The organism is Streptomyces sp. NPDC005483 (genome assembly GCF_040606035.1).
Lineage (GTDB): Bacteria > Actinomycetota > Actinomycetes > Streptomycetales > Streptomycetaceae > Streptomyces.
This window is the reverse complement of sequence record NZ_JBEXEA010000004.1, coordinates 430847-456086: the sequence shown is the minus strand read 5'-3', so window position 1 is coordinate 456086 and position 25240 is coordinate 430847. Positions and strand designations below refer to the sequence as shown.

The window sequence follows — 25240 nt, the reverse complement described above, 5'->3', positions numbered from 1 at the left end:
TGACCTTCAGGGTGAGCAACCAGTCACCGGACGTCCCCTCTGTCCCCCTACATGACGACTGGTGTTGCCGGATCGTTCCCCACCGGGCTGGGGTCCAACCCCGGACACCCCTTACCCTTGGGTTTTGTGTTCCGTAGCCGTGCCACCAAGGAAGAGAAGGCCGCCGTCGCCGACAAGGCGCAGCTGACCGACTCCAAGCAGCCCCGCGACCCGCAGGCCCCCAAGGGCCGGCCCACGCCCAAGCGCAGTGAGGCCCAGTCCCAGCGCCGCAGCGTCGCCAACACGTCGCTCACCCGCAAGGACGCCTCCAAGCGTCAGCGCGAGGAGCGCCGTTCGGCGCTGGAGAGGCAGCGCCAGGCGCTGGCCGGCGGCGACGAGCGGTATCTGCCCGCGCGGGACAAGGGGCCGGTGCGCAAGTTCGCCCGCGACACCATCGACGCGCGGTTCAACGTGGCGGAGTTCTTCCTGCCGATGGCCGTGGTCATCCTCGTGCTGAGCCTGGTGCGGGTGGGCGCGCTGCAGAGCATCGCGTTGCTCCTGTGGCTCGTCGTGATCGTGCTGATCGTGCTCGACTCGATCCTCACCGGTTTCCGTCTGAAGAAGCGGCTCGCCGAGCGCTTCCCGGACCAGAACCGGAAGGGCGCGGTCGCCTACGCCCTCATGCGCTCGCTCCAGATGCGTCGCCTCCGGCTGCCGAAGCCGCAGGTCAAGCGCGGAGAGCGGCCCTGAGTACGACATCTTTCTCCGGGGGTGCGGCTGATGCCTGGCTGGACAAGCTGGGCGGGCTGCGGAATGTCGTACGACAGGAGCTGGTGGCCCGGCAGCTCGACGAGCAGATAGTCGGCCGGTACCCGGTGGGGCAGCGGCTGCGGGTGCTCGACGTGGGGATGGGCCAGGGCACGCAGGCGCTGCGGCTGGCCCGGGCCGGGCACCAGGTGACCGGGCTCGAGCAGGACTCCACGATGCTCGCGGCGGCCCGGCAGGCCCTGTCCGCCGAGCCCGAGGGCATCCGGGAGCGGATGCGGATCATCGAGGGTGACGGCCGGGAGACCGGGGTGCACTTCCTGCCGGGCAGTTTCGACGTGGTGCTGTGCCACGGCGTGCTCATGTACGTCGAGGAGCCCGATCCGCTGCTGGCCGGGCTGGCGCGGATGCTGGCACCGGGCGGCCTGCTGTCGTTGCTCGTACGCAACGGTGACGCGCTGGCGATGCGGCCGGGGCTGGCCGGTGACTGGGCCGGCGCGCTGGGTGCCTTCGACTCCACCGCGTACCGCAACCGGCTGGGGCTCGATGTGCGGGGCGACCGGCTGAGCACGCTGACCGCGACGCTCGCCGGCATCGGGGCGCCGCTCCAGACCTGGTACGGGGTGCGGGTGTTCACGGACACGGCGGCGGACGACACCGGGACGCCGGCCGATGTGGAGGCGCTGCTGGCCTGCGAGGAGCGGGCGGGGCGGACGGATCCGTACCGTGGGGTCGCCGCGCTGCTGCATCTGTGCGGGGTGCGGGGCTGAGCCCGTTCGGGCGAACAGCGCAGGCCCGGGCCTCGGGCCCGAAGTGAGACTCGGGGCATGAACGCTTCGCGTACCCGTGCTCTGCGAGTGTCGTCGGCGGCGCTCGTGTGTTCCGTCGCTCTCCTCGCCGGGTGCTCCGACTCCGGTTCCTCCGGCTCCGGTTCCTCCGGCCGCAAGGAGACATCGACCACGCAGGCCGCCCAGGCGGCCGTTCCCGCTGCCGACGGTGACCTCCAGAGCGACTACCAGAAGGTGGTCAAGGACGTTCTGCCGTCGGTCGTGCAGATCCAGGCCGGCGGTGATCTGGGGTCCGGGGTGGTGTACGACGACAAGGGCCACATCGTCACCAACGCCCATGTCGTCGGGGACGGGAAGACCTTCAAGGTGACGACGGCGAACAGCGAGAACGAGCTGACCGCGACGCTCGTGTACTCCTACCCGGATCAGGATCTCGCCGTCATCAAGCTGGACCAGGTGCCGGGCGGGCTGAGGGCGGCGGCCTTCGGTGACTCGGCCAAGGTCGCGGTGGGGCAGATCGTGCTGGCCATGGGATCGCCGCTCGGGCTGTCGTCGAGCGTGACCCAGGGCATCGTCTCGGCGACCGGACGGACCGTCAGCGAGGGCGGCAGCGGGGGCGGGACGGCGGTGACCATCCCCAACATGGTGCAGACGTCCGCGGCCATCAACCCCGGCAACAGCGGCGGGGCCCTCGTCAACCTCGACGGCCAGGTCATCGGCATCCCGACCCTCGCCGCGACGGACCCCACCTTCGGGGACAGCGCGGCGCCCGGGATCGGGTTCGCGATCCCCGCGTCGATGGTGAAGACGGTCGCCGCTCAGATCATCAAGAACGGCAAGGTCACCGACTCGGGCCGGGCCGCGCTCGGCATCACCGGCCGGACGGTCGTCGACGACAGCCACCAGGCCGCCGGGGTCGCGGTCGTGGACGTGAAGAGCGGCGGGGCCGCGGACAAGGCCGGCATCGAGGCCGGGGACCTCATCACGGAACTCGGCGACACCAAGACCCCGACCATCACCGCGCTCTCCGAGGCGCTGGCGGCGGACCGGCCGGGTCAGAAGACCTCCGTGACCTACACACGGGACGGCGACGTGAAGACCGTGGACGTGACACTGGGTGAGCAGTGACGGAGGTGGGCGAGGGTTTCCTGCGAAGCCCTCGCCCTCCCCCTGTCACGCCTCCTCGGCCGCCTTCAGGCTCATCGGACCGTAGATCTCGGTGGCGTCCTCGAACAGGCGAACCTGTTCCGCGCCGCCCGCGAGCAGGGGCTTCCAGTACTCACCGAGCCAGGACTCGGCGTCTCCCTGGGTCGTGAACTCCTCCGGCTCGACCGCGGGCTCGGTCTCCGCACCGTCGGACTTCTCGAATCGCCAGGTCCATGTCGCCATGTGAGCCTCCCGTGGTTGATCCGTCACGAAGAGCACCCTAAGCGGTACGTGGTCGGATGCGGGCCGGTGGGGCTCGTGCCCACGCGATGGAGCCGCACATCGGCACGGTCCCGCGCTCCTGAAGGCAGCTCCGCGCGCGCATGATCAACAGGGACCGGCGAGAATCGTCTGCGTGGAACTGACTCTGCTCGGGACCGGTGCCCCCGCCGGCCTCCCTCGCCCCGGCTGCCCCTGTGCCGCGTGTGCCGTCGCCGTCGGGACGGACGCCCGGGGTGCCACCGCCGTACTCGTCGACGAGACCCTGTTGCTCGATCTCACCCCCGGTGCCGCCTTCGCCGCCGCCCGCTCCGGGCATTCCCTCGCGGGCGTACGGCAGGTGTTGCTGTCGCACCCCCATGACGGGCCCCCCGTCGAGGTGCCTGCCGGGCTTCCGCAGCCGGGGCGGGTGCCGGACGGACGGGAGTTGACGTTGCTGACGGGGCATCGGGTGCTGGCCGTGGCGATGGACGCGCCGGGGACCGGGTACGCCGTCACCGGGCCCGAGGGGCAGCGGGCGCTGTACCTGCCGCCCGGGGGCGCGCCCGCCGGGCTGGAGCGGGGGGCCGTGGAGTCGTACGACCTGGTGCTCGCCGATGTCGTACGGCGGCCGGACGCGCTCGCCCGGCTGCGGGCCGTGGGTGCCGTGGGACCCACGACCGACGTCGTCGCCGTGCACGTCGACCACGATGTGCCGCCCGGCGCCGAGTTGCGGCGGAGGCTGGCCGCCGCCGGGGCGCGGGCCGTGCCCGACGGGACGAATCTGGTTGTCGGGGTGTACGAGGACGTACCGGATGTGCCGCGGCGGACGCTGGTACTGGGCGGGGCGCGGTCCGGGAAGTCGGTGGAGGCCGAGCGGCGGCTGGAGGCGTTCCCCGACGTGCTGTACGTGGCGACCGGCGGGTCGCGGAACGGGGACACCGAGTGGGCTTCCCGGGTCGCCACCCACCGGGAGCGGCGGCCGGGGTCGTGGCGTACGGCGGAGACCTGCGACCTGGTGCCGCTGCTGAAGGACGAGGGGGCGCCGCTGCTGATCGACTGTCTGTCGCTGTGGCTGACGGACGCGATGGACACCGTCGGCGCGTGGGACGACGCGGAGTGGGCCGACGGCGGGGAGCGGGAACTGCGGGCGCGGGTGCGGGAGTTGACGGAGGCGGTGCGGGACGCCCGGCGGACCGTGGTGGCCGTGTCGAACGAGGTGGGGTCGGGGATCGTGCCGGCCACCGCGTCGGGGCGCCGGTACCGGGACGAGCTGGGGCGGCTGAACGCGGCGTTCGCGGCCGAGTGCGAGCAGGTGGTGCTGGTGGTGGCGGGGCAGGCGCTGGTGCTACGGGGCTGAGGTGTCCGCGTTCTTGCGGGCGATCACCCGGTAGGTCTTCGCGAAGCGGGTGCCGGCGAGGAGGAGGGCCAGGGTGTGGTCCAGCGCTCTCGCGGTGGAGGTCAGCGGCCCGGTCACCCACGGGGGCAGGGTGCCGGGCAGGCGGGCCGTGAGACGGGCCGGGACGTGCGCGGATCTGCGGGCCGTCGCGATGATGGTGCAGCCCCGCGACTCCAGTTCGGCGCGGGGGTCGTCCGGGGATTCCACCAGGAGGTGGCCGCCGGGGCGCAGGACCGCGAGGGCCGCGCGGAGTTCCCCGGGGTCCGTGTGCGGGTTCAGCAGACTGACCACGTCGTAGCGGCCGCGCAGGTGGGCGGCGATCCGCGGGTCCGTCAGACGTCCGAGGTAGCCCTCCTCCAGGCGCTCGATCGCCTGGGCGTGCAGGACGCGGTGGGTGGGGTCGAGGCCGTCGAAGGCCGTGTAGGGGAAGAACGTTCGCGCCGCCTCCGGGAAGTCCGCGTCCCCCGTGTCCACGTCCAGCCAGCTCTCGGGGTCGGGGAACCGCAGCATCGCGCGGGCGGCGGAGCGAAGACGCCGCACGGAAGGGGCGGTCGGTGCGGGCATGGGGCCTCCCGGAGACGCACGGCAATTCGCTATAAAACGGAACGTATGGGAAGCCGATCCCGGGCGCAACGACGTCATGGCCCTGTGGCGCCCCCGTGTTCGATCAGGGCCGGTACTGTTCGGCGAATGAGCTCGCTTAATCTCGACGACTTCACCGATCTGATCGAGCGCCCCGACGGCGGGGTGCGTCGCGACGCCGAGGCGCGCCGGGAGCGTCAGATCGTGCCGCCCGGGGCGCTGGGCCGCCTCGACGACCTGGGCGAGTGGCTGGCGGCGGCGCAGTCGGCCGTACCGGTACGGCCGGTCGAGCGGCCGCGGGTCGTGCTGTTCGCCGGTGACCACGGGATCGCCGGACTGGGTGTCTCGGGGCGGGCCGCGGGCAGCGCCTCGGAGTTGGTGCGGGAGGTCCTGGAGGGCGGCCGTCCGGTGTCGATCCTCGCGCGGCGGCTCGGCGTGCCGGTGCGGGTCGTCGACATGGCGCTGGACTGCGATCCGGCCGAGCTGCCGGAGGATGTCGTACGGCATCGGGTGCGGCGCGGAAGCGGTCGTATCGATGTCGAGGACGCGCTGACCCTGGATGAGGCGGAGGCCGCCTTCCGGGCCGGGGTCGCGGTGGCCGACGAGGAGGCCGACTCCGGTACGGACCTCGTGGTGCTCGGCGATGTGAGCGTGGGCGGGACCACGGTGGCCGGGGTGCTGGTCGCCGCGCTGTGCGGGACCGACGCGTCCGTGGTGACCGGGCGGGGCGGGACCGGGATCGACGACCTGGCGTGGATGCGCAAGTGCGCGGCGATCCGGGACGCGCTGCGGCGGGCGCGGCCGGTGCTCGGGGACCAGTTGCAGTTGCTGGCGACGGTGGGCGGGGCCGACCTCGCGGCGATCACCGGGTTCCTGCTGCAGAGCGCGGTGCGCAAGCTGCCCGTCGTGCTGGACGGGATGGTCGTGGCCGCCTGCGCGCTGGTGGCGCAGCGCATCGCGTTCCGGGCGCCGGACTGGTGGCTGGCCGGGCAGAACAGCGGTGAGCCGGGACAGTCGAAGGCGCTGGACCGGATGGCTCTGGAACCACTGCTCGACCACGGCGTGACGGTCGGCGAGGGTGCGGGCGGACTGCTGGCGCTGCCGCTGGTGCAGGCCGCGGCGGCACTGGCCGCCGAGCTGCCCGAGAAGCCGGAGGAGCCGCAGGAGCCCGCGGTCTTCGAGGAGGAGCCGGAGAAGGTGTCCGACGAGGAGTAGTCGCGGACTGGTGAGTGCCCTTGCGGCGGAATCGCCGGCGCAAGGGGCATGATCGCCCTTCATGGGAGATGTCCGGGTTGCACCTGTTCGGAATGTCCGGTCCACCGGGGGCTCGCGGCGGGCCGCCGGTTTCGCCGTGTGGTACCTGCGGGTCGTCGCTTTCGTCAACTTCCTCAGCGCGGTGTGGGTGTCGCTGGGGCAGGACGTACGGCGGCACAACCAGCAGGACTACTTCACGCCCTATCTGCTGACGGCGGGCTTCGCCTCCGGGGTGTTCACGGCCTTCCTCGCCATCACCATGCGGCGGCGCAAGCGCGCGGCGTGGATCCTGAACCTGGTGCTGTCGGGGTCGTTCCTCGCCCTGTTCGTCCTCGCGATGGCGTTCCCGGAGATCCGGCGCTACGCGCAGAACTGGATCTCCCTGTTCCTCACCGCGGCCTTCGTGGTGGCCCTGCTCGTCGGACGGCGGGAGTTCTACGCCAAGGGCGACCGGTCCAACCCGCGGCTCGCCGCCGCCGTGGCCGTGGGCGGGCTGCTGGTGTGCTCACTGCTGGCCGCGCTGCTGGTGACCGTCACCAACCAGGCGTCGCGGTCGTCGGCCTTCGTGGAGCGGTGGTGGTACGGCACGCTGCGGCTGGTCTCGGTCGCCGCCGACGACTCCCGCTTCGACGGGATCCTGACACCGAACTGGGTCAACGTCGTCATCAACGTGCTCAGCACGGTCCTCGTCCTCGCCGTCCTCTACGCCGCGTTCCGCTCCCGGCGTGCCCTCGACCCGCTCACCGAGGACGACGAGCGGCGCCTGCGGGAACTGCTGGGGCGGCAGGGCGAGCGGGACTCGCTCGGGTACTTCGCGCTGCGCAGGGAGAAGAGCGTCATCTGGTCGCCGACCGGCAAGGCGGCCGTCACCTACCGGGTCGTCAGCGGGGTCTCCCTGGCCTCCGGTGATCCGATCGGAGACCCGGAGGCCTGGCCGGGGGCGATCGAGCCGTGGCTCGCCGAGGCGCGGGCGCACGGGTGGCTGCCGGCCGTGATGGGCGCGGGCGAGGACGCGGGGACCGTGTACGCGCGGCACGGTCTGAACGCGCTGGAGCTGGGGGACGAGGCGATCGTCGAGGTCGCCGAGTTCACCCTGGAGGGCCGTGCGATGCGGACCGTCCGGCAGGCCTACAACCGGGTCAAGCGGGCCGGGTACACCGTGCGGATCCGGCGTCACGAGGACATCCCGGCCGAGGAGATGGAGGCGCTCGTACGGCGGGCCGACGACTGGCGGGACGGGGCCACCGAGCGCGGGTTCAGCATGGCGCTGGGGCGGCTCGGGGACCCGGAGGACGGCCGGTGCGTGGCGCTGGAGTGCAGCGACGGCAACGGTGAGCTGAAGGCGGTGCTCTCCTTCGTGCCGTGGGGGCCGCACGGGCTGTCCCTCGACCTCATGCGCCGGGACCGCGACGCGGACAACGGCCTCATGGAGTTCATGGTCATCGAGCTGCTGAACCGGGCCCGGGAGATCCAGATCACCCAGGTCTCACTCAACTTCGCGATGTTCCGTTCGGTCTTCGAACGTGGGGCGCGTCTTGGCGCCGGGCCGGTGCTGCGGCTGTGGCGGTCGCTGCTCAGCTTCTTCTCCCGCTGGTGGCAGATCGAGTCGCTGTACCGGGCCAACGCCAAGTACCGGCCCATCTGGGAGCCGCGGTTCCTGCTCTTCGAGAAGAGCGCGGACCTGCCGCGCATCGGCATCGCCTCCGCCCGCGCGGAGGGGTTCCTGGAGGTGCCGGGGCTGCCGAGGTGGCTGCGGCGGCGGGAGCACCTGAGTACGCACAGATGAGAGCCGTGGGATGAGGACCGTGGGATGAAGACGCTCGGCCGCTGGGCCCGCGCGGAGTGGGGTGAGCTGTACGTCACCGTGCGCGGGCGGCTGCTGCGGCGGAGGTGGCGGGCGGTTCCCCTGGCCGTGGCGGCCGTGTGTCTGACGGCGGCCCTGCATTTCGTGCACAACCAGTCGTGGGGCTACGGCTTCGTCCAGGACGTCGGTGCCGTACGCGCCGCGGATCCCCTCTGGCTGGCCCTGCTCCGCACCCCCCTCTCCCTGTTCGTGCCGGCCCTGGACCTGCCCGTGTGGGGTGCGCTCGCGCAGATCCTGTTCGTGTTCGGGCTCGCCGAGATCTGTCTGGGCCGGTGGCGGACACTCACGCTGGCGTACGCGGCCACGCTCGCCGGCACGCTGTACGCGCGCGTGGGCATCTGGCTGGGCCCCGACAGCCCGCTCGGCCTGCCCGCCTCGGACGCCCACGTCGTCGACACCGGACCGTCGGCGGCCGTGGTGGGCCTCGCCGTCTTCCTCGGCTGGCAGTACGGCGCCCGGGTCACCGCGGGTGCCGTGGTCGCGGCGATGGTGGTCGAGGTGCTGGTGAAGGAGAACCTCGCCGGCCGGGAACACGTGGCGGCGATCGCGACGATGCTGGTGCTGTGCGCTCTCTCGGCGGCCCGTCAACGCCGTACCCGCGCGCGGGAGACCGTCGGCCCCGGCCTGCCACGGCCCGGCCCCTGACCCCGACAGCGACCTTTCCGGCGAGGCCGACGCCGCCCCTTGAAACCAGCGGGCCCCGCGCCCCCTCAGCGCCCGGCGCACCTCGGCTGCCGCCGCCAGGACCCTGCGACCACTGGGCCCGCACCTCCACCCCGCCTCAACACCCAGCGCTCCGCACCCGGCCAGTACCTCCGCGCACCCGCAAGGTCCGCGCGGCCGTAGCGGATCCGGTCTGCCCCTCCGTCCCTGAGAGCAGCAGGCGGCGCCCGCAACGCCCCAAAGACCCCACCGGGCCCCGGCAGCCGCCCGCTCAACGCCCCAGCGACCGTACCGTGTCCGGCTTGCCACCCCCAGGTCCCCAAAACCGGCGGCGCCCGCGCGACCGACCCAGAACTCCGCACCCCCAACGCCCGAAACACCCACCGAACCCCGACGGCCGCCCCTCCCCCGGACCGCCACACCTCCACGACGACCAGAATCCCCCGCCCCGCTCAACGCCCCAGCGGCCGTACCGGATCCGGTGTGCCACCCCCCGGTCCTCCCCAAAACCGGCGGCGCCCGCGCGACCGACCCAGAACTCCGCACCCCCAACGCCCGAAACACCCACCGAACCCCGACGGCCGCCCCTCCCCCGGACCGCCGCACCTCCACGACGACCGGAATCCCCTACCCCTCAACGGCCCCCGCGGCCATACCCGGCCCAGTTCGCCACCCCCGGCCCCTGGAACCGGCCGACGCCCACGCTCGAGCAGAATCCCCCCGCCGGCTCACCGCCCCAGCGGCCGTACCGGGTCCGGTTTGCCGCCGATCAGGTCCTGGAATCTGCGGCGGGGGCCCGACCAGCGTTTGTCGCGGTGGTAGGAGCGGAGCAGGGCGCGGGCGCGGGCGTGGGGGCGGCGGGCGTAGAAGCGGCGGGCCCAGGGGGAGTCGGGGCGGGCCAGGCGGATCACCCCGATGAGCCCGACGAGCGGGACGATCACGCTGAAGATCGCCATCCGGGTCTTGCCCTTGAACAGGACGAGCATCGCGAAGAGGAAGTTGACCACCACACTGCTGATGACGCCACCGCGGTCCTGCGCCTCGCCCTGGGTCACGTCGTTGACGCCGAACGGCGAGAACCCCGCCAGCACCAGGCCGACCAGCGCCACGGTGAGGACGACGACCTCGACGCTCTTGCGGCCCTCCTCGCTCCAGTACACGTCGTCGAGATGCAGGATGAGCGCGAACTCGTCCAGCACCAGACCCGCGCCGATCCCGAAGACGACCGCGCACAACCCCGCCGTGAAGCCGCTCCGCCCGCTCCCCACCGCGCCGAAGCCGCCGATGACGGTGAGGACGACTCCCGGCACCACGTGGTGGATGTGCACGCCTCCGGAGCTGACGTTGCCGAAGGGCCCCTTGCCCGCCCGGATGAGCCGGGTGATGACCCGCGTGATCAGGAAGGTCAGCACGAACGCGGTCAGGGCGAGGAGCAGCGGCAGCTTGCCGGGTTCCACGATGTTGCGGTGCAGCCAGTGGCCCATGGACCCAGTGTCCGGTCCACAGGGGTGGGCCGCCCGGCGGCGACGGCGTCCGGGCTACCCTGCCGACGTGTCCATGACCCCACCCCCGCTACACGGCCTCCGCTTCGCCTTCGGCACGCTCAGCGTGCTCCCCGTGAAGGTGACCCGCTGGGACCGGGAGGCGGCCCGCGGCGGAATGCTCTGCGCCCCGCTGGTCGGGGTGGTGCTGGGCGGGCTGTCGGCCGCGCTGGGCCTCCTGTTCCTGGCCCTGGGGTCCTCCGAACTGCTCGCCGCGGTCGCCACGGTGGCCGTGCCGGCGGTCCTCACGCGGGGCCTGCACCTCGACGGCCTCGCGGACACCGCCGACGGCCTGGGCAGCGGCAAGCCCGCCGAGGACGCCCTGCGCATCATGAAGCAGTCGGACATCGGCCCGTTCGGCGTGATCGCCCTCGTCCTCGTGCTCCTCGCCCAGGTGGCCGCGCTCTCGCAGATGTACGGCGACTCGTGGGCACGGGGTGCGACGGCGGCCGTGGTCTCGGCGACGGCCGCCCGGCTGGCCCTGACACTCGCGGCCCGCACCGGGGTTCCGCCGGCCCGGCCGGAGGGGCTCGGGGCCGCGGTGGCAGGGGTCGTCCCGGTCCGGGGCGCGGTGCTCGCGGCCGCCGCCGTGACGCTGGGGGCGGCCGGAGCGGGAGCGCTCCTCGGGTCGTACGACATCGTCCGCACGGTCCTCGCGGTCGCCGCCGCCGTGGGAGTGGCCGAACTGCTCCTGCGGCACTGCACGCGCCGCTTCGGCGGAGTGACCGGGGATGTGTTCGGGGGGTTGGCGGAGACGGCCGCGACAACGGCGCTGGTGGTCCTGTCGATGAACTTCTAGCAGGCCTCGCGCCACACCCCGAGCTCGTACTTCTTCAGCATCGAACTCAGCTTCAGCCGCCGGGACTCGGCGCAGAAGCGGCTGGTGGGGAGTTCGTACTCGACGTGGAAGACAGCCTTGCCGGCCTTGACGAACGGCTCCACGTCCCCGCACTCGCCGTACTGCGCGCACTGCTCGTTGACCGCGAAGTCGAAGTCCCCTACCAGCTCCGGGATCTGGTCGAGGTCGTTCTTCAGGCCGACCGACATGCCGCGTTCGTGGGCCAGTTGCGCGATCAGGCGGTTGTAGCGGAGCTGGTCCGCCGCGGTCAGTTCGAAGCCCGTGCGGTTCTTGTAGCCGTCCATGTTGTCCGGCTCCACCGCGTCGAAGCCCTTCTCGCGGCACATGTCGAGGCGGTCCGCCATCAGCGGTTCCAGGACGTCCGTGGCACGGATGTCGAGCCAGCGCTCCCCCTTCCAGCCGTTGCCGCGCCCGATCACCGACTTGGGGAACTCGCCGGCGTCCGGGCGCCAGTCCTCCCACGCGCCCGTGGAGAGGTAGCAGATGACCTTGCGGCCCTTGCGGTGCAGCGCCGACACCACGGCCTCGGACTGGTCGAAGCCGTCAATGTCGTACACCGGCACGTCCACGGACGTGTCGACGCGGCCGCTCAGCTGCCACTGCCAGGCGATGCCGGGGCGGGGCAGCCAACGGGAGCCGCCGGACTCGGAGTCGGAGCCGGAGGCGGAGTCCGGGGTGGTCGAGCAGCCGGCCACCAGGAGGAGCGGTAGCAGGGTGACAAGGAGGAGAGGGCGTTTCAACGGACGGGCTCCAAGGGGTGTGACGGGGTACCCGGGAATGATCTCCCGCGCCGCGGCCCGGAGGTACGCTCGCCCGACCCGAGCGTAGGCTCGTCCCGGGTGGTCGCCGACAGGGGTGAAGGCCCCGATCGGGATCCGAATTCGGACACGAAATAGGGTCGGCCGTCGGGCCCGGTCGACCCACCCGCTCGACCCACGCAACTTCACATCGGAAGCGAGAATTCACCACCGTGACTGCTCTCACTCTCAGCACCTCCGCGGCGCCCGGCCTGCGAGCCGACGCGATCGTGATCGGTGTCGCCAAGGGCGCGAAAGGCCCGGTAGTGGCGCCGGGCGCCGAAGCCGTGGACAAGGCCTACGACGGCGGGCTCGCCGGTGTCCTGGAGACCCTCGGTGCCTCCGGCGCCGAGGGCGAGGTGACGAAGCTCCCCGCGCCCTCCGGCCTCAAGGCCCCTCTCGTGGTGGCGGTCGGCCTGGGCGCCGAGCCCGAGAAGGACTCCTCCTTCGACCCGGAGGCGCTGCGCAAGGCCGCCGGTGTCGCCGCCCGCACGCTGACCGGCGCGAAGAAGGCCGCGTTCGTGCTGCCGCTGGGCGATGCCGCCGACCTCGGCGCGGTCGCCGAGGGCGTGCTGCTCGGGGCGTACTCCTTCACCACCTACAAGGAGAACGGCAAGGACGCCAGGGCGAAGAACGGCAAGGCTCCGCTGGCCGAGGCCGCGCTGCTGGGCGGCAAGCCGCGGGACGCCGCGTACAAGGCCGCGCTCGCCCGGGCCGTCGCGGTCGCCGAGGAGCTCAACCGCGCGCGCGACCTCATCAACATGCCGCCGAACGACCTGAATCCCGAGGCCTTCGCCGCGATCGTGCAGACGGCGGGCAAGGAGCACGGCCTCAAGGTGCAGGTGCTCGACGTGAAGGCCCTGGAGAAGGGTGGCTACGGCGGCATCCTCGGCGTCGGCGCGGGGTCGACGTCGGGGCCGCGGCTGGTGAAGCTGTCGTACACCTCGTCCAAGGCGAAGAAGCACCTCGCGCTGGTCGGCAAGGGGATCACCTACGACTCGGGCGGCATCTCGCTGAAGCCGGCGGGCCACAACGAGACGATGAAGTGCGACATGAGCGGGGCGGCGGCGGTCTTCGCGGCCGTGGTCTCGGCCGCGCGTCTCGGTCTCGAGGTCAACGTGACCGGGTGGCTGGCGCTGGCCGAGAACATGCCCTCGGGGTCCGCCACGCGGCCCGGTGACGTGCTGCGGATGTACAGCGGCAAGACGGTGGAGGTGCTCAACACCGACGCCGAGGGCCGGCTGGTGCTCGCGGACGCCCTGTGGGCGGCGTCGGCGGAGAAGCCGGACGCGATCGTGGACGTGGCGACGCTGACCGGGGCGATGGTGCTCGCGCTGGGGAGCCGGACGTTCGGGGTCATGGCCAACGACGACGCCTTCCGTACGGCGGTGCACGAGGCCGCGGAGGAGGTCGGGGAGCCGGCGTGGCCGATGCCGCTGCCGGAGCACCTGCGCAAGGGGATGGACTCCCCCACGGCCGACATCGCCAACATGGGTGAGCGGATGGGTGGCGGACTGGTCGCCGGGCTCTTCCTGCGGGAGTTCGTGGGTGAGGGGATCCCGTGGGCGCACCTCGACATCGCGGGTCCGGCGTTCAACGACGGGGGGCCGTTCGGGTACACGCCGAAGGGTGGGACCGGGTCGGCGGTGCGTACGTTGGTGCGGCTCGCCGAGTTGACCGCCGCGGGTGACCTGGGGTGACGGGCGCCTAAGAGCTCGGCTCTCGAGGGGCGTGGGCGGCTGCGGGCCCGTCGTGGCTTGTCGCGCAGTTCCCCGCGCCCCTGGGTGTCGGTCGCGCCCGCGCGGCGGAGCCGCATATCGATACAGCCCCGCGCCCCTGGGTGTCGGTCGCGCCCGCGCGGCGGAGCCGCATATCGATACAGCCCCGCGCCCCTGGGGTGTCTCACCAGGTCCCTGGTCGAAGGTCTCACCGGGGCCTGCCTTCACATGTGAGCGTGTGGTGTCTCACACCCCGGCCCGGCGTCTCGTTCAGGGCTGACAAGTGCGAAGATGGGGCTCGGCAGGACAGGGCCCCCACACAGGGCCGAAGAAAGAGCGGCCGGACACCAGCCGCCGCCCGGTCACTGGAGACCGGCGTACGGCGCACATGCATGGAGGACGTGACGTGGCGAACGACGCCAGCACCGTTTTCGACCTAGTGATCCTCGGCGGTGGTAGTGGCGGTTACGCCGCGGCCCTGCGCGGGGCGCAGCTGGGGCTTGACGTCGCCCTGATCGAGAAGGACAAGGTCGGCGGTACCTGCCTGCACCGGGGTTGCATCCCCACCAAGGCCCTGCTGCACGCGGGCGAGATCGCCGACCAGGCCCGCGAGAGCGAGCAGTTCGGTGTGAAGACCACCTTCGAGGGCATCGACATCGCCGGGGTGCACAAGTACAAGGACGGCGTGATCGCCGGCCTGTACAAGGGCCTCCAGGGTCTCGTCGCCTCCCGGAAGGTGACGTACATCGAGGGTGAGGGACGGCTCTCCTCCCCCACCTCCGTCGATGTGAACGGCCAGCGTGTCCAGGGCCGCCACGTCCTCCTCGCGACCGGCTCCGTGCCGAAGTCGCTGCCCGGCCTGGAGATCGACGGCAACCGCATCATCTCCTCGGACCACGCCCTCGTCCTGGACCGCGTGCCGAAGTCGGCAATCGTCCTCGGCGGCGGTGTCATCGGCGTCGAGTTCGCCTCCGCCTGGAAGTCCTTCGGGACCGACATCACCATCATCGAGGGCCTCAAGCACCTCGCCCCCCTCGAGGACGAGAACTCCTCCAAGCTTCTTGAGCGCGCGTTCCGCAAGCGCGGGATCAAGTTCAACCTGGGCACCTTCTTCCAGAAGGCCGAGTACACCCAGGACGGTGTCAAGGTCACCCTCGCCGACGGCAAGGAGTTCGAGGCCGAGCTGCTGCTCGTGGCCGTGGGCCGCGGGCCCGTCTCCGCCGGTCTCGGCTACGAGGAGCAGGGCGTCGCGATGGACCGCGGCTACGTCCTGGTCGACGAGTACATGCGCACCAACGTCCCGACCATCTCCGCCGTCGGTGACCTGGTCCCCACGCTCCAGCTCGCGCACGTCGGCTTCGCCGAGGGCATCCTGGTGGCGGAGCGTCTGGCCGGTCTGAAGACCGTTCCGATCGACTACGACGGTGTCCCGCGGGTGACGTACTGCCACCCCGAGGTCGCCTCCGTGGGCATCACCGAGGCCAAGGCCAAGGAGATCTACGGCGCGGACAAGGTCGTCGCTCTGAAGTACAACCTGGCGGGCAACGGCAAGAGCAAGATCCTGAACACCTCGGGCGAGATCAAGCTCGTCCAGGTGAAGGACGGTGCCGTGGTCGGCGTCCACATGGTCGGCGACCGCATGGGCGAGCAGGTCGGCGAGGCCCAGCTGATCTACAACTGGGAAGCGCTGCCGGCCGAGGTCGCCCAGCTCATCCACGCCCATCCGACGCAGAGCGAGGCGCTCGGCGAGGCCCACCTGGCCCTCGCGGGCAAGCCCCTGCACTCGCACGACTGATCCCTCGGTCGACGAAGCGACTCCGCTTCGCACTCAGACTTCCGCAATTCGTAAGGAGCAACCGAAACCATGGCGGTTTCCGTAACCCTTCCGGCGCTCGGCGAGAGCGTCACCGAGGGCACCGTCACCCGCTGGCTGAAGGCCGAGGGTGAGCGTGTAGAGGCCGACGAGCCGCTGCTCGAGGTGTCGACCGACAAGGTTGACACCGAGATCCCCTCCCCCGCCGCCGGCGTCCTGGCCTCCATCAAGGTCGCCGAGGACGAGACGGTCGAGGTCGGCGCCGAGCTGGCCGTCATCGACGACGGCACCGGCGCTCCCGCCGCTGCCCCGGCCCCCGCGGCCGAGCCGGTCGCCGAGCCCGCTCCCGAGCCGGCCGCGGCCGCGCCGTCCACCGAGCAGGCCGCCCCGGCGCCCGCTCCCACCGCCGAGGCCGCTTCCGGCGGCGGCTCCGCCGAGGGCACGGACGTCGTCCTGCCCGCGCTCGGCGAGTCCGTCACCGAGGGCACCGTCACCCGGTGGCTGAAGGAGGTCGGCGAGGAGGTCGCGGAGGACGAGCCCCTGCTCGAGGTCTCCACCGACAAGGTCGACACCGAGATTCCGGCGCCGGTCGCCGGTGTCCTGCTGGAGATCGTGGTCGGCGAGGACGAGACCGCCGAGGTCGGCGCCAAGCTCGCCGTCATCGGTGCCCCGGGCGCGGCTCCGGCCGCTGCCCCGGCCCCCGCCGCCCCGGCCCCGGCCGCCGAAGCCCCCGCCCCGGCCCCGACTCCCGCCCCCGCGGCTCCGGCGCCCGCTCCGGCTCCGGCCCCGCAGGCTCCCTCGGCTCCGGCCCCGCAGGCTCCCTCGGCTCCGGCCCCGCAGCAGCAGACGGCTCCGGCTCCCGACCCGGCGCCCGCCGCTCCGGCCCCGGCGCCCGCCCCGGTCACCCCGGCCCCGGCTCCCGCCGCGACCTCCGGTGACGACGGCGCCTACGTGACCCCGCTGGTGCGCAAGCTCGCCGCCGAGAACGGCGTCGACCTGGCCGGCGTCAAGGGCACCGGCGTCGGTGGCCGTATCCGCAAGCAGGACGTCGTCGCCGCCGCCGAGGCCGCGAAGGCCGCCGCCGCCGCTCCGGCTCCCGCCGCTGCCGCCCCGGCTGCCGCCGCCAAGAAGGCGCCGACGCTGGAGGCCTCCCCCCTCCGCGGCCAGACCGTCAAGATGCCCCGCATCCGCAAGGTCATCGGCGACAACATGGTCAAGGCGCTGCACGAGCAGGCGCAGCTGTCCTCGGTCGTCGAGGTCGACGTCACCCGCCTGATGAAGCTGCGCGCCCGTGCCAAGGACGCGTTCGCGGCCCGGGAGGGCGTCAAGCTCTCCCCGATGCCGTTCTTCGTCAAGGCGGCGGCCCAGGCGCTGAAGGCGCACGCGCCGATCAACGCCCGGATCAACGAGGGCGAAGGCACGATCACCTACTTCGACACCGAGAACATCGGTATCGCGGTGGACTCCGAGAAGGGCCTGATGACCCCGGTCATCAAGCACGCGGGCGACCTCAACATCGCCGGCATCGCCAAGGCCACGGCGGAGCTCGCGGGCAAGGTCCGCGCGAACAAGATCACGCCCGACGAGCTGTCCGGCGCGACCTTCACCATCTCCAACACCGGTTCGCGCGGTGCGCTCTTCGACACGATCATCGTGCCGCCGGGCCAGGTCGCGATCCTCGGCATCGGTGCCACGGTCAAGCGCCCGGCGGTCATCGAGACGGAGGAGGGCACGGTCATCGGCGTCCGCGACATGACCTACCTGACCCTCTCCTACGACCACCGTCTGGTGGACGGCGCCGACGCGGCCCGTTACCTGACCGCGGTCAAGGCCATCCTGGAGGCGGGCGAGTTCGAGGTCGAGCTCGGCCTGTAAGGCATTTCGCTCGTACGGTGCCCCCGTCCGGTTTCCGGGCGGGGGCACCGGCGTTCTCTCACCCGGGTGTGAGCTGCAGTGAGCTCGCCGGTCTTCGGTCGACGCCGACGAGGAACCCACGCGCCTCAACCGTACGGATCATCGCCCGGGGCCCGATGTCGCCGCCCGGCCGGGTGTACAGCTCGGCGCTGGGGTTCTCCACGGCGCCGTAGACCCAGCGGCCGGTGCCCGGGACCTTGAAGGCCCAGCCGGCGTGGCCGAACCTCTGGGCACCGTCGGGTTTGACGAACACACAGGCCGCGCCCCTGCTCGGGACCGCGGCCGCCATCCCCGTGATCGCCACCGTGCTGCTCGGCCTTGCCTGCCCCGTCGCCCGGGTGGCCGACTGCCCGCAGCCCGCCACGCAGACGAGCGCGCCGATCACGGCCGCGACCGCCAGTCCCCGTCGTCCCCCCGATGTCCATGCGTCCCCCTGCGGTGCGAAGGGGCGCCCCGTGCGGAAACCCCCTGCCGAACGCGGCACCTCTCAGGGCTCCGGGGTTCCGTGTCTTGACAGAAGTCGTGTGGCTGGGAGCGTGTAAGCCTCGTCTCACCTGCGGGGAAGCGCCCCCGAGCGCCCCTCCCGGACGGGCCTTCGGCCTTATTGTCTAAACGTCAAACGCCCTTAAGGAGCTCTCATGACCGCGCCCGTCGTCCACTCGCTGCGCGAACAGATCCGCGAGCACATCGTGGAGGGGATCGTCAGCGGGCGCTGGCAGCCGGGCGAGCGGATCGTGGAGCGCCGTATCGCGACCGAGCTGGAGGTCAGCCAGACGCCGGTGCGGGAGGCGCTGCGCGAGCTGGAGTCGCTGCGGCTGATCGAGTCCGCGCCGAACAAGGGCGTCCGGGTGCGGAACCTGACGGCTGCTGACCTGGAGGAGAGCTACCCGGTCCGGGCCGGCCTGGAGGCGATCGCGGCGGAGCTGGCGGCGGAGCAGCTGGCGCAGGACTGCTCGGCCCTGGAGCCTCATGTCGCCGCGCTGTACGAGGCGGACCGGGATGCCGACGGCACCGGCCAGGTGCGGCACACGGTGGGTTTCCACCGCGAGCTGGTGCGGGCGGCCGGCAACTCGGTGCTGCTGCACACCTGGGAGGGCCTGGGCATCGAGGTGTTCACCGCGCTGTCGATCCGCTGGCTGGGGACGGTCCAGCAGTCGTACGCGGAGGAGCACGAGGAGCTGGTGGCGGCGTTCAAGCGCCGGGATCCGCGAATCCCGGAGATCGTGAAGGCGCATGTCCTGGGGTGCGCGCCGAGGGCCTGACACAGCCGAGCACACCCACGCTCACCTGCGGAAACCCTTCGAAAACAAGGCACCCGGTGTCTCCGCCGGAGGCACCCCGTGCCGACTTTCTCGAGATCGAGAAGTTTTACCCTGAACCCTTTGATCGATCATCGATCAGGGAGTTAGAGTCGCCGACGGGCTTCCACCGAGGCCCCACTGCCCTGTCCTGCCAAAGACAAAGGGCACCCCCCTTCGACTGAGGAAGGCGGCGACATGACCGACCCCAACGCCATCCAGCCGAGCGAGCTCGACCAGCTCCCCGACCGGGACCCCGAGGAGACCGCCGAATGGCAGGCCTCCCTGGACGCCGTCGCCAAGGCGGCCGGCCCGCACCGCGCCGCGTACCTGATGCGCCGCACGCTGGAGAGGGCGGAGGGCAACGGCATCGCGCTGCCGAAGCTCCTCGAGACGGACTACGTCAACACCATCCCCACCGCCGCGGAGCCGGGCCTGCCCGGTGACCCGGAGATGGAGTCCCGCATCACCGCGTGGAACCGCTGGAACGCGGCCGCGATGGTCACCCGCGGCTCCAAATACGGCGTCGGCGGCCACATCGCCACCTTCGCCTCCGCGGCCTGGCTCTACGAGACCGGCTTCAACCACTTCTTCAAGGGCAAGGAGGCCGACGGGTCCGGCGACCAGCTCTACATCCAGGGCCACGCCTCCCCCGGCATCTACGCCCGCGCCTTCCTCGACGGCCGGCTGGACGAGCACCAGCTCGACAACTTCCGCCGTGAGTCGGGCGGCAACGGCCTCCCGTCGTACCCGCACCCCCGCCGCCTGCCCTGGCTGTGGGAGTTCCCGACGGTGTCGATGGGCCTCGGCCCGCTCTCCGCGATCTACCAGGCCCGCTTCAACCGCTACCTGACGGCGCGCGGCATCAAGGACGTCTCCGACTCCCACGTCTGGGCCTTCCTCGGCGACGGCGAGATGGACGAGCCGGAGTCCACCGCGGCCCTCGCACTCGCGAGCCGCGAGGGTCTGGACAACCTGACCTTCGTCATCAACTGCAACCTCCAGCGTCTCGACGGCCCGGTCCGCGCGAACTTCAAGATCGTGCAGGAGCTGGAGGCCCAGTTCCGCGGCGCCGGCTGGAACGTCGTCAAGTCGCTGTGGGGCAACGCCTGGGACGAGCTCTTCCAGCTCGACACGACGGGCGCGCTGGTACGACGGCTGCGCGAGGTACCCGACGCGCAGGTGCAGACGTACCAGACCCGCGACGCCGCCTACATCCGCCAGGACTTCTTCGGCAAGGACCCGGCGCTCGTCGAGATGGCCAAGCTGCTGTCCGACGACAAGATCCTCGAGTGCTTCCACCTCTCGCGCGGTGGCCACGAGGCGCGCAAGGTGTACGCCGCCTACAAGGCCGCCGTCGAGTTCAAGGGCGCGCCGACCGTGATCCTGGCCCAGACGGTCAAGGGCCACACCCTCGGCGAGGGCTTCGCGTCGAAGAACGCCAACCACCAGATGAAGAAGCTGACGGTGGACGAGTTCAAGACAATGCGCGACCTGCTCGAACTGCCCATCAAGGACAGCGACTTCGTCGACGGCGTGGTCCCCTACGGCCACCCGGGCGCCGACTCCCCCGAGGTGCGCTACCTACAGGAGCGCCGCGCGGCCCTCGGCGGCCCGGCCCCGGCCCGCCGGGTGCACCCGGTGGCCCCGCTGCCCGCGCCCGCCGAGAAGGCGTTCGCCTCCTTCGACAAGGGCTCGGGTTCGCAGAACGTGGCGACCACGATGGCCTTCGTCCGCCTGATCAAGGACCTGGTCCGCGACAAGGAGACCGGCAAGCGCTGGGTGCCGATCGTCCCCGACGAGGCGCGCACCTTCGGTATGGAGTCGCTGTTCCCGTCGCTCGGGATCTACTCCCCCAAGGGCCAGACGTACGAGCCGGTCGACCGCGACCAGCTGATGTACTACAAGGAGGCCCAGAACGGCCAGATCCTCAACGAGGGGATCACCGAGGCCGGTTCGATGGCCGACTTCATCGCCGCGTCCACCGCGTACGCGACGCACGGCGAGGCGATGATCCCGTTCTACATCTTCTACTCGATGTTCGGCTGGCAGCGCACGGCCGACCAGATGTGGCAGCTCGGCGACCAGCTGGGCCGCGGCTTCCTGGTCGGTGCCACGGCGGGCCGTACGACGCTGACGGGCGAGGGCCTGCAGCACGCGGACGGTCACTCGCCGGTGATCGCGGCGACGAACCCGGCGGCGCTGACGTACGACCCGGCGTTCGCGTACGAGGTCGCCACGATCGTGCGCGACGGCATCCGCCGCATGTACGGCGAGGCGGCCCCCGGCGAGGACCCGAACGTCTTCTACTACCTGACGGTCTACAACGAGCCGCTTCCGCAGCCCGCCAAGCCGTCCGGTCTCGGCATCGACGAGGGCATCGTCAAGGGCCTGTACCGCTTCAACACGGCGGAGTCCGCGGGCCTTTCCCCGGTCGCGAACGCCCCCCGCATCCAGCTCCTCGGCTCCGGCACGGCGATCCACTGGGTGCTGAAGGCGCAGCGGATGCTCGCCGAGGAGTGGGGCGTGGCCGCCGACGTGTGGTCCGCGACCTCCTGGACGGAGCTGCGCCGTGACGCGCTGGAGGCCGACGCCGGCCTGCTGCGCGGCGAGGAGCGGGTCCCGTACGTCCGCCAGGTGCTGCACGGTGCCGAGGGTCCGGTGCTCGCGGTCTCCGACTACATGCGCCAGGTCCCGGACCAGATCGCGCAGTGGGTCGAGCAGGACTGGTCCTCGCTGGGCGCGGACGGCTTCGGCCTCTCCGACACCCGCGAGGGCGCCCGCCGCCACTTCGGCGTCGACGCCGAGTCGGTCGTCGTCGCGGCGCTCGCCCAGCTGGCCCGCCGCGGCGAGGTCAAGGCGACGGCGGTGAAGGAAGCGCGGGAGAAGTACGGGCTGTGAGGGCCTGAGCTTCGGCACTTCAGCGCTTCGTTGCTTCGTTGCTTCGTTGCTTCGTTGCTTCGTTGCTTCGACGAAGGGGTACGGCGGCTGCCGTGCCCCTTCGCTGTCAGTGGTCCCCGGCATCATGGCCGTATGCGTGCTGCCCGGCTCATCAAGATGGTGCTGCTGCTCCAGTCCCGGCCCGCCATGACCGCCGCCGAGCTGGCGCGCGAGCTGGAGGTGTCGGAGCGGACGGTGACGCGGGACGCGCAGGCGTTGTCGGAGGCGGGGGTCCCGGTGTACGCCGACCGGGGGCGGGCCGGCGGGTACCGGCTGATCGGCGGGTACCGGACCCGGCTGACGGGGCTGGCCCGCGGTGAGGCCGAGGCGCTGTTCCTGTCCGGGGTGCCGGGGGCTTTGCGCGAGATGGGGCTGGAGGACGCGGCCTCGGCCGCCCGGCTGAAGGTGTCCGCCGCGCTGCTCCCCTCCCTCAGCGACGCCTCCCGTACGGCCGCCCAGCGCTTCCATCTCGACGCGCCCAACTGGTTCACCGAGCCGAAGTCCCCCGAGCTGCTGCCCGCCGTCGCCGACGCGGTGTGGGACGACCGCCGGGTCACCGCGCGCTACCACGGCCGGGAGGGCGAGGTGGAGCGCGAGCTGGAGCCGTACGGGCTCGTGCTCAAAGCGGGCGTCTGGTACCTGTGCGCACGTGTCTCCGAGGGCGGCTCCTTCCGGGTGTACCGCATCGACCGGTTCACGGCGGTGACGGCCGCCGGGGAACGGTTCGAGCGCGACGGGGAGTTCGATCTGCCCGGCTTCTGGGAGGCGCGCGCCGAACAGTTCGCCCGCTCGATCCTGCGGGCCGAGGTCGTCGTCCGGCTCTCCGAGGCGGGGGCGCGCGGACTGCCGTACGCCGTCGATCCCGCCGCGGCCCGGGAGGTGCTGTCCGCCGCCGGGCCGCCGGACGAGGACGGTTGGGTCACGGTGACCGTGCCGGTGGAGTCCGAGGAGGTCGCCCACGCGCAGCTCGCCTCGCTGGGGCCGGAGGTGGAGGTGCTGGCTCCGGCGAGCCTGCGGGCGCGGTTCGCGCGGGACGCCGTACGTCTGGCGGGGCTGTACGAGACTTGAATCCTCCTCTCCCTGAAGGGAGAGGGTTCCTGGCTCAGGCTGCATCCGGGAGCGGCGCTCCCGGAGGTCTAACGCCCTCGGCACCAGCCGGGTTGAGACCAGCCCGGAGGAGCATCACGCGCGCGGAGTTCTTGTCTCTGTGCAAGACGGCTGCGCATGCGGTGCAGGTGTAGGTGCGTTCGGACAGGGGCAGTGCGTGCTTGTTTCTCGCTCCGCAGGCTGCGCAGTCCATGGTGGTGTGCTTGGGGTCGACCAGATGCACGATGCGCCCGTGCTTCCTGGCCATCTCCAAGAGAGCCTTCTTGGTGGCGCCGATGGCGGCGTCGGCCGCCTTGCGCGCCATGGTGGTCCTGGCGAGGAACTTCGGGCGGAAGTCTTCGACCGCGATGGCGTCGTGGTCGCGCACGACCTTCTTCGCCCATTTGCGGCCGGTGTCCTGCCGCTGCCGGGCCGCCTTCTTGTGCGCCTTGCCTCGCAGCTTCTTCGCCTCGCGGTAGCCCTTGGAGGCTGCCTGTCCCCTGGCGGGTTTGCGGCGGGCCATCATCCGGTCGTACCGCGACAGCTTCGCCTGGGCCTTCCTGCCATGGCCGGCGTGCGGGAGGTCGTGGGCGTCGCTGGTGGTGGTCGCGGTCTCCCTGACGCCCCAGTCGATCCCGATCACGCAGCCGGTCTTGGCCAGCGGCTGGACTGTGGCGGGCACGACGAACGAGGCGTACCAGTGACCGAGGCTGTCGCGGTACACGCGCACCGACGACGGTGCCGCGGGCAGCGCGCGCGACCACACCACAGTCAGCACGATGTTGCCCGCGAGGTGCAGGCGGCCGTCCTTCAGTCGGAAGCCGCGCTGGGTGTAGTTCAGGCTCGGGTCGGCCTCGCCCTTCTTCTTCCACCCGGGCATCCCGGCCCGCCGCCGCTGCGGAAGCCGCTCCTTGATGTCCTTGTGCGCCTTGGCCCGCGAGGTGGCGAAGTCACGGATGATCTGCTGTTGCGGCACCGAGCTGCCCTGGCGCAGCCACGGCGTGCGCTCGCGGGCCTCGGTGAGCATCCGATCCAGCTGGGCCGGGCCGCATGTGCGCTTGCCCTCGCCCTCGGGCCGGTTCTGGTTCCAGCCGTACACGGCCCTGGACTTGGCCACGCATTCGTTCCAGATCCACCGGCAGCGGTCCCACTCCGCGAGCAGCGCGGCGTGTGCGGTCGACGACACGCGCAGCCGGTAGGTGTACCGGGCATGCCCGCCCTCCCCTGACACCTTCACCACCGGCACAACGACACCCCCTCCCACACCCCGCCCGCTCGCCCCGACGTCCATGACGAGACCGTACGTGCGATACCCGCACAGCCGTGCCCTCATCGCGCCGCCATCACCACAACCAGCGAACACAAGCACACGCGTTCGCTTCCCCGGCCACGACAGCACTGCGGGCGCTCCGCGCCCCAGGACACCGGACGCAGCGATGCCCGCGTCGCCGCCACGAGATGCGATTCCTCCCCGGCGCCGGGGCATCCTCGCAAGAATCCATGTGAAGAACTCTGTTCGGGACATAACAATCCGCCGCACTCCACGTGCGCCGCACCCTTCCAGGCCCGATGCTGGACCCGTGATGGACGAGACGGAGTTCTGGGAGCTGGTGGACGCCACCCGCGAGGCCGCCGAGGGCGACCCCGAGGAACAGGCCGACCTGCTCGTGGACCGGCTGCTGACGCTGGACCCGGAGATGGTCCTCGACTTCGCCCGTCACTTCGAGGCCCGGTTCAACCGGGCGTACACCTGGGACCTGTGGGGCGCCGCCTCGATCCTGCTGGACGGGGCGAGCGACGACGCCTTCGACTTCTTCCGGTGCTGGCTGATCGGCCAGGGCCGCGAGGTGTACGAGGGCGGCGTGCACGAGCCCGACTCGCTGGCCGACCTGCTGGCCGACTTCGACGAGGAGATCGACGGCGACGGCGAGGAACTGGGCTACGCGGCCGACGAGGCCTACGAGCAGCTCACCGGTACCGTCGCTCCCGACCTGGGCATCCCGCCCGCGGCCTCCGAGCCGCTCGGTGCGCCGGTCGACCTGGAGAGCGATCGGGTGCTGGCGGAGCGGTATCCCAAGCTGTGGGACCGGTTCAGGGGCTGAGCCCCCGTCAGACCGGCCGCCGGGTTCAGACGCCCGCCGGCTTCAGACCGCCCGCTGGTCCGGACCGCTCGGCGGACCTCAAGCTGTGGGAGCGGTTTAGGGCGTGGCTCCCGCCAGGTCGCTGGTCGGTTTCAAACCGCCCGCCGCTCTCAGGCTGCTCGCCGATCTCAGGCCGCTCCTTCAAACCGCTCGCCCGCTTCAGGCCGCTCGTCGGCGTCAGGCCGCCGTCGTGGCCCTGCGCCGGGTCGTGTCCGCCGGGATGTACGCCTGCGTCCCATCGGCCCGCACCGCGTGGTGCATCGGGGCCGCGTTGGCCTGGTCGAGCGCGGACGCGGTGACGGCGGCCGGACCGAGGACCACGGCGGCGACGGCGCATACGACGGCCCAGGGGCCGCGGGCGGTCCGGATCCATCCGCCGGCCTTCTCCGTGGTGTCCATGTGACTGCTGTTCATTTCTTCCCCACCTCCAGTCAG

General features: G+C 71.8%; 22 protein-coding genes. 15 read left to right on the top strand and 7 right to left on the bottom strand.

Annotated elements, in window-relative coordinates; all coding sequences use genetic code 11:
* Positions 1-51: 51 nt before the first annotated feature.
* The 3 genes from ABZT06_RS11035 to ABZT06_RS11025 all read left to right on the top strand — a co-directional run bounded on the left by ABZT06_RS11035 (position 52) and on the right by ABZT06_RS11025 (position 2660).
* The gene (locus ABZT06_RS11035) at positions 52-729 is read left to right on the top strand and encodes a DUF3043 domain-containing protein (protein ID WP_107104848.1); all 678 of its coding nucleotides are present in this window, start codon (positions 52-54) and stop codon (positions 727-729) included.
* 83 nt (positions 730-812) lie between these two features.
* On the top strand, positions 813-1514 hold the full coding sequence (locus ABZT06_RS11030) for a methyltransferase domain-containing protein (RefSeq protein ID WP_355738125.1): 702 nt from the start codon (positions 813-815) through the stop codon (positions 1512-1514).
* Between the two features lie 57 nt (positions 1515-1571).
* Positions 1572-2660, top strand: a complete 1089-nt coding sequence (locus ABZT06_RS11025; protein WP_355738122.1) for a trypsin-like peptidase domain-containing protein — start codon at positions 1572-1574, stop codon at positions 2658-2660.
* 45 nt (positions 2661-2705) lie between these two features.
* On the opposite strand, the gene ABZT06_RS11020 is transcribed toward ABZT06_RS11025, so the two are convergent.
* Positions 2706-2921 carry a hypothetical protein gene (locus ABZT06_RS11020; protein WP_020137368.1) on the bottom strand — a complete coding sequence of 72 codons (216 nt, stop codon included), beginning with the start codon at positions 2919-2921 and terminating at the stop codon, positions 2706-2708.
* 172 nt (positions 2922-3093) lie between these two features.
* On the opposite strand from ABZT06_RS11020, the gene ABZT06_RS11015 reads away from it, so the two are divergent.
* Positions 3094-4296 (top strand): bifunctional adenosylcobinamide kinase/adenosylcobinamide-phosphate guanylyltransferase, encoded by a 1203-nt coding sequence (locus tag ABZT06_RS11015; protein WP_355738119.1) that lies wholly within the window; start codon positions 3094-3096, stop codon positions 4294-4296.
* On the opposite strand, the gene ABZT06_RS11010 is transcribed toward ABZT06_RS11015, so the two are convergent.
* Complete coding sequence (locus ABZT06_RS11010; RefSeq protein WP_355738116.1) at positions 4285-4899, bottom strand: MarR family transcriptional regulator; 615 nt, start codon at positions 4897-4899, stop codon at positions 4285-4287. The two genes, ABZT06_RS11015 and ABZT06_RS11010, sit on opposite strands and share 12 nt — an antisense overlap.
* A 126-nt stretch (positions 4900-5025) precedes the next feature.
* Here ABZT06_RS11010 and cobT point away from each other — a divergent pair, with 126 nt between their 5' ends.
* The 3 genes from cobT to ABZT06_RS10995 all read left to right on the top strand — a co-directional run bounded on the left by cobT (position 5026) and on the right by ABZT06_RS10995 (position 8680).
* A complete protein-coding gene (gene cobT / locus ABZT06_RS11005; RefSeq protein ID WP_355738114.1) occupies positions 5026-6132 on the top strand; it encodes a nicotinate-nucleotide--dimethylbenzimidazole phosphoribosyltransferase in 1107 nt (368 codons plus the stop codon).
* A gap of 61 nt (positions 6133-6193) precedes the next feature.
* Positions 6194-7957 carry a phosphatidylglycerol lysyltransferase domain-containing protein gene (locus ABZT06_RS11000; RefSeq protein ID WP_355738111.1) on the top strand — a complete coding sequence of 588 codons (1764 nt, stop codon included), beginning with the start codon at positions 6194-6196 and terminating at the stop codon, positions 7955-7957.
* 24 nt (positions 7958-7981) lie between these two features.
* Entirely contained in the window at positions 7982-8680 is a 699-nt protein-coding gene (locus ABZT06_RS10995) for a hypothetical protein (RefSeq protein WP_355738107.1), read from the top strand.
* Between the two features lie 746 nt (positions 8681-9426).
* Here ABZT06_RS10995 and ABZT06_RS10990 read toward each other — a convergent pair.
* Positions 9427-10182: a hypothetical protein gene (locus ABZT06_RS10990; RefSeq protein WP_355738104.1), complete on the bottom strand. Its 756-nt coding sequence runs from the start codon at positions 10180-10182 to the stop codon at positions 9427-9429.
* 73 nt (positions 10183-10255) lie between these two features.
* Between ABZT06_RS10990 and ABZT06_RS10985 the strand changes: the two genes are divergently transcribed.
* A complete protein-coding gene (locus ABZT06_RS10985; protein ID WP_355738296.1) occupies positions 10256-11038 on the top strand; it encodes an adenosylcobinamide-GDP ribazoletransferase in 783 nt (260 codons plus the stop codon).
* Here ABZT06_RS10985 and ABZT06_RS10980 read toward each other — a convergent pair.
* Entirely contained in the window at positions 11035-11838 is an 804-nt protein-coding gene (locus ABZT06_RS10980) for an endo alpha-1,4 polygalactosaminidase (RefSeq protein WP_355738101.1), read from the bottom strand. The two genes, ABZT06_RS10985 and ABZT06_RS10980, sit on opposite strands and share 4 nt — an antisense overlap.
* Positions 11839-12068: 230 nt before the next feature.
* On the opposite strand from ABZT06_RS10980, the gene ABZT06_RS10975 reads away from it, so the two are divergent.
* The 3 genes from ABZT06_RS10975 to sucB all read left to right on the top strand — a co-directional run bounded on the left by ABZT06_RS10975 (position 12069) and on the right by sucB (position 17301).
* A complete protein-coding gene (locus ABZT06_RS10975) occupies positions 12069-13595 on the top strand; it encodes a leucyl aminopeptidase (protein WP_355738098.1) in 1527 nt (508 codons plus the stop codon).
* 424 nt (positions 13596-14019) lie between these two features.
* Positions 14020-15408, top strand: coding sequence for a dihydrolipoyl dehydrogenase (lpdA, locus tag ABZT06_RS10970; protein ID WP_174269101.1), 1389 nt, complete (start codon positions 14020-14022; stop codon positions 15406-15408).
* 69 nt (positions 15409-15477) lie between these two features.
* Positions 15478-17301, top strand: a complete 1824-nt coding sequence (sucB, locus tag ABZT06_RS10965; protein WP_355738095.1) for a 2-oxoglutarate dehydrogenase, E2 component, dihydrolipoamide succinyltransferase — start codon at positions 15478-15480, stop codon at positions 17299-17301.
* 58 nt (positions 17302-17359) lie between these two features.
* Here sucB and ABZT06_RS10960 read toward each other — a convergent pair whose 3' ends face one another.
* Entirely contained in the window at positions 17360-17725 is a 366-nt protein-coding gene (locus ABZT06_RS10960) for a hypothetical protein (RefSeq protein WP_355738092.1), read from the bottom strand.
* Positions 17726-17978: 253 nt separating this feature from the next.
* Between ABZT06_RS10960 and ABZT06_RS10955 the strand changes: the two genes are divergently transcribed.
* The 3 genes from ABZT06_RS10955 (at position 17979) to ABZT06_RS10945 (ending at position 22646) form a co-directional block, all read left to right on the top strand.
* Positions 17979-18602, top strand: coding sequence for a GntR family transcriptional regulator (locus tag ABZT06_RS10955; RefSeq protein WP_355738090.1), 624 nt, complete (start codon positions 17979-17981; stop codon positions 18600-18602).
* 234 nt (positions 18603-18836) lie between these two features.
* Positions 18837-21539, top strand: a complete 2703-nt coding sequence (aceE, locus tag ABZT06_RS10950; RefSeq protein WP_355738087.1) for a pyruvate dehydrogenase (acetyl-transferring), homodimeric type — start codon at positions 18837-18839, stop codon at positions 21537-21539.
* Between the two features lie 132 nt (positions 21540-21671).
* Positions 21672-22646, top strand: a complete 975-nt coding sequence (locus ABZT06_RS10945; protein ID WP_355738085.1) for a YafY family protein — start codon at positions 21672-21674, stop codon at positions 22644-22646.
* A gap of 34 nt (positions 22647-22680) precedes the next feature.
* Here ABZT06_RS10945 and ABZT06_RS10940 read toward each other — a convergent pair whose 3' ends face one another.
* On the bottom strand, positions 22681-23955 hold the full coding sequence (locus ABZT06_RS10940; protein WP_355738082.1) for a transposase: 1275 nt from the start codon (positions 23953-23955) through the stop codon (positions 22681-22683).
* Positions 23956-24247: 292 nt separating this feature from the next.
* Here ABZT06_RS10940 and ABZT06_RS10935 point away from each other — a divergent pair, with 292 nt between their 5' ends.
* A complete protein-coding gene (locus tag ABZT06_RS10935; RefSeq protein WP_355738293.1) occupies positions 24248-24766 on the top strand; it encodes a DUF4240 domain-containing protein in 519 nt (172 codons plus the stop codon).
* 216 nt (positions 24767-24982) lie between these two features.
* On the opposite strand, the gene ABZT06_RS10930 is transcribed toward ABZT06_RS10935, so the two are convergent.
* Positions 24983-25219, bottom strand: coding sequence for a hypothetical protein (locus ABZT06_RS10930; protein WP_355738079.1), 237 nt, complete (start codon positions 25217-25219; stop codon positions 24983-24985).
* Between the last annotated feature and the right edge of the window lie 21 nt (positions 25220-25240).